At 33.3% G+C, this 7,109-nt stretch carries 6 protein-coding genes; 4 read left to right on the top strand and 2 right to left on the bottom strand.

Annotated elements, in window-relative coordinates; translation table 11 throughout:
* The first annotated feature begins 104 nt into the window (after positions 1 to 104).
* From FC88_RS03365 to FC88_RS03380, 4 genes are all read left to right on the top strand, one after another.
* Complete coding sequence (locus FC88_RS03365) at positions 105 to 1,034, top strand: replication initiation protein (protein WP_057812783.1); 930 nt, start codon at positions 105 to 107, stop codon at positions 1,032 to 1,034.
* On the top strand, positions 1,027 to 1,650 hold the full coding sequence (locus tag FC88_RS03370; protein WP_057812785.1) for a DUF536 domain-containing protein: 624 nt from the start codon (positions 1,027 to 1,029) through the stop codon (positions 1,648 to 1,650). Before FC88_RS03365 ends, FC88_RS03370 begins: the two co-directional genes overlap by 8 nt.
* Before the next feature lie 57 nt (positions 1,651 to 1,707).
* A complete protein-coding gene (locus FC88_RS03375) occupies positions 1,708 to 3,228 on the top strand; it encodes an RNA-directed DNA polymerase (protein WP_235526894.1) in 1,521 nt (506 codons plus the stop codon).
* Positions 3,229 to 3,415: 187 nt separating this feature from the next.
* The gene (locus FC88_RS03380; RefSeq protein WP_057812787.1) at positions 3,416 to 6,196 is read left to right on the top strand and encodes a DNA methyltransferase; all 2,781 of its coding nucleotides are present in this window, start codon (positions 3,416 to 3,418) and stop codon (positions 6,194 to 6,196) included.
* A 145-nt stretch (positions 6,197 to 6,341) separates the two neighbouring features.
* Here the strand turns inward: FC88_RS03380 and FC88_RS03385 are convergent, their stop codons facing one another.
* Positions 6,342 to 6,698 (bottom strand): type II toxin-antitoxin system YafQ family toxin, encoded by a 357-nt coding sequence (locus FC88_RS03385; RefSeq protein ID WP_002834562.1) that lies wholly within the window; start codon positions 6,696 to 6,698, stop codon positions 6,342 to 6,344.
* Positions 6,698 to 6,976 carry a type II toxin-antitoxin system Phd/YefM family antitoxin gene (locus FC88_RS03390; protein ID WP_003586674.1) on the bottom strand — a complete coding sequence of 93 codons (279 nt, stop codon included), beginning with the start codon at positions 6,974 to 6,976 and terminating at the stop codon, positions 6,698 to 6,700. The genes FC88_RS03385 and FC88_RS03390 overlap by 1 nt, the downstream gene beginning before the upstream one ends.
* Positions 6,977 to 7,109: the final 133 nt, after the last annotated feature.

Here is a 7,109-nt window from a genome sequence, read left to right on the forward strand (position 1 = left end):
GATAGAGTTTTGTCTGTTTATAGATAGAGTTTTGTCTGTTTATAGATAGAGTTTTGCAGTATTATATATTCATAAAACTATATTCATTAAAAGAGGTGCTTCATTTGAGTAATGAAATTGTTAAATATGATCCTGAATTAAATACAATCCCACTTCGAAAATTCACTCCTGTTGAAATGAATTTATTCTTCTCAATAGTTTCTAGAATGCGTGACAAGGGTGACGAAACTGTAAGGTTTTCATTTGATCAATTAAAAGAATTAAGTGCATATAAACCTACAGCAAATAACCGATTTATTGACGATATTGAAAGTACCTATCAAAAAATTTTAGGATTACGCTTTGGAAGGCGTAGTAAAGATGGGCTGTATCGTGAATTTTTTGTTATGTTTACCGAATTTGAGATAAACGGCCATGCTGATGATCCTTATGTTGATATTAAAATTTACCCCAAAGCTATAAAATTATTAAATGAGCTGGAAAGTTGGGTTCGTTATGCTTTATCAGAGTTCAGAGATTTAAAAAGTAGCTACGCAAAAACCATGTTTCGGTTACTAAAACAATTTAGAACTACTGGGTACGCTTACTTTTCAGTTGCAGACTTTAACGAGCTATTAGATGTCCCTAAAAGCTATAAAAGTAGCAATATAAATCAATCCGTTTTAAAACCCATCAAAGAGGAACTTACGCCTCTTTTTAGAGGCCTAACGGTTAGAAAAAAATATGGTAAAGGCCGCGGAAAACCAGTGATTGGGTATTCTTTTACTTGGAAGTCTGAAAAGAAAAACGCTAATGACTTCTCACAAGGTCAATTTCAAGATGAACGTCAAAAGCTTTTTAATATTCAGCATAATGGTGAATTAACAGAACAGGAAAAATGGCGTGCCATTGATAAAGTTAAGGGGTTAACTTTAGGCTCTACTGAAAAGCAAGCATTGGCTGTCAAACAAGCCGAACATGATAAAAAAATAAGAGATCAAGCACGAAAAGAAGCACTTGCTGAACTCCGAAAGGGGTTTGGAAATAATGCCTAAAACAATTAGAGAACTTGCTGATGAATTGAACGTCTCTAAACAAACTATTCAATATCATTACCAAAGACTACCAGCAAAGAACCGGCAAAAAGATAATCAGGGTACAAACATGATTAGCCTTACAGCTGAAAGGATTATCAGAGACAAGATAGCAAAGCCTTTGGTAGCAAAGAGCCAACAAACAGGTAGCAAAAAAGCGACAAAGACTAGCAAAGGAAATAATGAGCTAATTGCTGCTCTAAGAAGAGAAATAGAAGATTTAAAGTTTCAACGTGACAAACAACTTGCTACCAAAGACCAACAAATAAGTAGCAAAGACCGCCAACTAGACCATCTAACAAAATTGATAGATCAGCAGCAACAATTACAATTAGCAATAGTAGCAGAAAATCGCCAATTAAAAGAACATATGCAAAAATTAAGTGGCTTTGTTGAAACGTCTAGATCCAATCAAAAAGTTCAATCAACTGATAGTAATTTGTCAACTGAAAATAACTCTATTCAAAATATGGACAGAAATGACAAGCAAGTTAAAAAAAACGTACCTCAATCTGGTAATATACAAAAAGATGCACCTAGAAATAAAGTCCATAAAAATTGGTGGCATTTTTGGTAATATCAAGCTAAATTCTAAATTTATTTTTGAGATTAATTATTAATAGAAGGTGCTAAGTTGATTGATAAGTCCAGAAAATCAATTTTAAAAATGAGCTCAAGGGAAGCAAAAACTTTTTTACTTAAACCATCTAGTTACGTTAATATCCAACTTCCAAGGTATTTTAACTTCTCTTCTGTAATTAAAAAAGCAGATGATTTATTAGACAGTCATTCGTTAATAGAGCTTTCTACCAGTAAAACGGCCCTATCACAAACTACAGACGTAAATTATACTCTTCTAATGAATAAAGATGGTCGCTATGATTGGCGTCCGTTATCAATAGTTCACCCAGTTCCTTATGTTGATCTTGTTAATTCAATAACTAGCCACTGGTCAACCATAATTAACCGATTTAGTGAATTTCAAAATGATAAACGAATCCAATGTATTAGTGTACCTGTTGAATCAGTTGGGAAAAAAAGTGACAAAGCAGAAACAATCTTGAATTGGTGGCAAAACCTAGAACAGGCTTCAATTAGATATGCTTTGATATACAAGTATTGTATTAAAACTGATGTTACAAACTGTTATGGATCAATTTATACACACTCTATTTCGTGGGCAATTCATGGAAAACAATGGAGTAAAAATCACCGTCGCCCTAGCCAAGGTATAGGAAACATGATTGATTCTTCAATCCAACATTTACAATTTGGTCAAACAAATGGGATTCCTCAAGGCAGTATTCTCTTTGATTTTATTGCTGAAATCATTTTAGGCTATTCTGATTTCTGTTTATCAAAGAAACTGGAAAATATTAAGGAGAGCTTTAAAATTATTCGATATCGAGATGATTACCGAATATTTTCAAATTCTAAAGAGCTATCGGAAAAAATATTACGAGAACTCTCAGATGTATTATCAGATTTGAATATGCACTTTAATTCAAAAAAGACTGATATAACTACTGATATCATTGGAAGTGCAGTTAAAAAAGATAAGCTCTTTTGGACTGTTAAAAATGCTGCAATTTGTAGCAAGGATAATAGTGGAAAGTTAATTTATCATTTAGGCTTACAAAAACATCTATTGCAAATTTACGACTTGGCAAAAAAATATCCCAACTCGGGAAGTGTAACTACCTCACTAACTGCTTTTTCTAATCGATTATTGCCTATATCTAAAGTGCCTAAAGATTACCAACAACTCATGAGTATCGTGGTTAATATTATTGTGCAATCTCCAAGGACAGTACCAGTTGGTATTGCAATACTTGGAAGATTATTGGAACTGATTGAAGACCCTAATGAAATTACAATAGTCATAGATAATGTTATCAATCAAATAGAAGATATTCCTAACATTGGTTTTATTGAGATATGGCTTCAACGCTTAAGTCTTTGTGGTGATGAATCAAAAAATTATTCGGATCCTTTATGTCAAAAAGTATATCTAAATAACAACGATATTTGGAACTCAACATGGTTAAAGGATCCCTTTTCAGAAGATTCAATCATTAATCGCGAATACATTCAAAAAATGAGATTAGCGATCCCACAGAAGGAGATTGATTTGTTTAACGAATATCCTTTTTAATGCAATACATAAATTTATGTATTGCAGCGAAGTAGTAATCTAGGGTTGTATCTCCCAAAATGCATTTTTTATATACAGATCTTGATGTGTTTTAAATGGAGACGGCTTTCTATCAGAAAAAAATCTAGTGAATCATCTTAAATAAGAATACTAACTAAGTTTTAAGATTAGAGAGGAAATAAAGCATATGAATCTTACAATGCAAAGAAAAGCTGCAAGAGAGTTTTCCACCTATTGGAGGGGAAAAGGATATGAAAAGGGGGAGTCTCAGCGCTTTTGGATTGGACTATTACAGGCAATATATGGTATAGATGATGCTACTAGATATATTTCATTTGAAGATGAAGTTAAGCTGGATAAGACATCATTTATTGATGCTTACATAGAAAAAACACACGTCATGATTGAACAAAAAAGTAGTAATAAGAGTCTTGATAAGGGAATTAGACAATCTGATGGTTCATTTTTAACGCCTTTTCAGCAAGCACAAAGATATTCTGCCAATTTACCATATTCGAAACGTCCCAGATGGATTATTACTTGTAATTTTAAAGAATTTCGAGTTTACGATATGGAAAAACCGACCGGCGAACCGGCAAAGATTTTATTATCAGATTTGTCAAAAGAATATTATCGTTTAGACTTTTTAATTGATGAAGTTAACATTAATGTCAAAAAAGAAGAAGAAATTTCTGTTCAGGCTGGTGAATTAGTTAGTAAGATATACAATGAACTATTAAAGCAATACAAGGACCCAAATAGTTCTTATAGTCTTAAAAGTATCAATCAACTATGTGTTAGATTGGTATTTTGTTTATATGCCGAAGATTCTGGAATTTTTGGCCGATTAAACATTTTCCGTGATTATCTAAAAGATATTGAGCCAAGTTTACTGAGATCCAGAATTATTTCTTTATTTAAGGTTTTAGATACCAAGACAGAAGACCGAGATCCCTACTTAGACGAAAAATTGGCTGAGTTTCCCTATGTCAATGGAGGAATGTTTTCTGATGAAGACATAGAAATACCAAAATTCACTCCAGAATTAAAAGATTTGATTGTTAACCAGGCTAGTGACGGATTCGATTGGTCAGATATTAGTCCAACTATTTTTGGCGCGGTTTTTGAAAGCACATTAAATCCAGAGGCTAGAAGATCTGGAGGCATGCATTATACTTCGATTGACAATATTCATAAAGTTATTGATCCTTTATTTCTGGATGAAATGAAAGAACAACTTCAACAAATTAAGAGTTTAAAACAACCTGCTACAATAAAGAAAAAAGCAAAAGCGTTTCAGAAAAGTTTATCGAATTTGAACTTTTTTGATCCAGCATGTGGATCTGGCAATTTCCTAACTGAAACGTATATTTCCTTGAGAAAAATTGAAAATGAATTGATTAAATTAATCTATGGGAGGGAATCTATGTTGGATACAGGGCAAAAATTGATTAATGTCTCAATCCAGCAATTCTACGGGATCGAAATTAACGACTTTGCTGTATCAGTTGCAAAGACCGCATTGTGGATTGCTGAGTCACAAATGATGGAAGAAACTAAGGCCATTATTTATAGTGACCAAGATTTCTTACCGTTAAAAAGTTATTCAAATATTGCTGAAGGCAATGCTTTAACAATAGACTGGAATAAAATTATAGATTCTTCAAAAATAGATTTTTTGATCAGTAATCCACCATTTATTGGGAAAAAAGAGCAGACTAAAGTTCAAAAAAAAGACTTATCAAACGTTTTTGGACCTGGGTCAAGTCGGCTTGACTATGTTACCGGATGGTATGTAAAATCTCTTCAATTTATGTATGGTACTAATATACATGCAGCGTTTGTTTCTACGAACAGTATTACCCAAGGGGAACAAGTACCTATACTTTGGAAAAAGTTACTTAATATGGGCATTGTAATAGATTTTGCTCACCGCACTTTTAACTGGAAGAGTGAAGCACAAGATGAGGCACATGTGCATGTGGTAATTATAGGATTTAGCTATCATGGACAGAGCCGAGAAAAGTTATTATACTTTGCTGAAAATTCATTAAAAAAAGTTACTAATATAACACCCTACTTGTCAGAAGGGCCAACAGTATTGATTGAAAACAGATCTCAACCTATTAGTCATGTGAATATAATGAATTATGGTAGCATGCCAATAGATAATGGAAACTTGATACTGAACAAAGATGATTATGCTGAACTAATTAGTGAGAATCCTAATAATAAAAAATTCGTACGGCCTTACGTTGGCGGAACTGAGCTATTAAATAATCGAGAAAGATGGTGTCTTTGGTTAAAAGGAGTCAATCCGTCTGAATATAGCCATTCACGTTTTATTATGGAAAGAATTAGAAAGACTAAAGAATTTAGAGAATGCAGTGGTAGAGACCAAACTAAACAGCTTGCTGACTACCCTTATTTATTTGGAGAAATCAGACAACCAGAAAATGTTACATCATTATTAGTTGTACCAAAGGTCTCCTCCAAGTCTAGGAAGTACATACCAATTTCTTTTGTTGATTCGTCTAGCATTGTAAATGGAAGTGCATTAGTTATTCGAGACGCCACTATATTTGATTTTGCCATACTAACCTCAAATATTCATATGGCTTGGATGAGAACAGTTGCTGGTAGAATGAAGAGTGATTATCAGTATTCAAATAAAATAGTCTATAACAACTTTCCATGGCCAAAAATTACAAATTTCCAGCGAGAAAAAATTAGAAAGACTGGACAGGCTATTTTAGAAGCACGGAATATTTATAACGATAGCACCTTGGCTAATTTATATAATGAGTTGTTAATGCCTCCAGAGCTTCGTAAAGCTCATCAAGCAAACGATAGAGCTGTTATGGGAGCATATGGAATTCCCGTTAAAGGAACAACGGAATCCAATGCTGTTGCTAAATTATTTGATATGTATGAAAATATTGTTACAAAAAAACTTAATAAGAATTAAAGCATATTTTTTAATTAATTTGTTTATTATGTACAGGGACTATAAGTGATAAATCGCCCCTCGAAAACGTTGAAAGAATAGCCCCCAATATCTATAATGTAGATGTTGGGGGTTATTTGTTTTTATATGGTATAAATAACTTCTCTTATTCGTCATTTTTTCGATACCTTTTGGAACGATTTTGACCAGGAAATAAACGATCATGCGATCCGACTCGAATGCCAATTAAGACTAGTTCATCTTTATCAATCGTATAAACCACCAGGACATCGTTAGTTTCGCTTGGTGTTTTGTTTTTCGGGGTATCTCGTAAGTGAAATTCATTATACCCGCTCATTCGCCGATTAAGCTCATGATCTTCAAATTCTGGTGGTAATTGTTGTTGCTCAAGCAACAGGTCAATGGCTGCTCGAACTTCATCAATAATAGATTTGTCTAAACTGGCTAACCGTTTTAGATCAGCATTAAAGGTTGCACGTGGTTTAAATCTTAGTTTTTTCATTATTTAAACTGACCCCAGTAATCATCATCGGATTCAACAATTTCATCGTCAGGTAAAACATGGCGTTTAATTAACTGATCACGTGCAATTGCATATTCTAACGAACCTTCTTTCGCTTTTAATGCTCTTTCTAGCCAGTCCATTTTTTCTTGTGAAACGATGGCTACTGCGCGACTATTTGAACGAGCAATATAAACGGTTTCGTCTTCGTCATTAACTTGATCTAAATATTTTTTTAAGTTAGCGCGAAAATCGCTCTGTGTTAATGCTAATGTCATATTTACCACCCTTTCTTTGTACTTAATATTGTACTTTAATTTGTACTAAAAATCAAAAATTTTAAAGGAGCTCAAACTATGCAACAAGTTGTCTTACCCATCAAAGATTCAAATGTTCTCAAGGAGGTTCAAG

It is taken from the genome of Companilactobacillus futsaii JCM 17355 (assembly GCF_001435505.1).
GTDB lineage: Bacteria > Bacillota > Bacilli > Lactobacillales > Lactobacillaceae > Companilactobacillus > Companilactobacillus futsaii.

Bases quoted from the DNA above. Each gene is read 5' to 3' on its own strand.
- FC88_RS03380 (WP_057812787.1), top strand. From the start codon at position 3,416: ATGAATCTTACAATGCAAAGAAAAGCTGCAAGAGAGTTTTCCACCTAT.
- FC88_RS03370 (WP_057812785.1), top strand. From the start codon at position 1,027: ATGCCTAAAACAATTAGAGAACTTGCTGATGAATTGAACGTCTCTAAA.
- FC88_RS03385 (WP_002834562.1), bottom strand. From the start codon at position 6,698: ATGAAAAAACTAAGATTTAAACCACGTGCAACCTTTAATGCTGATCTA.
- FC88_RS03390 (WP_003586674.1), bottom strand. From the start codon at position 6,976: ATGACATTAGCATTAACACAGAGCGATTTTCGCGCTAACTTAAAAAAA.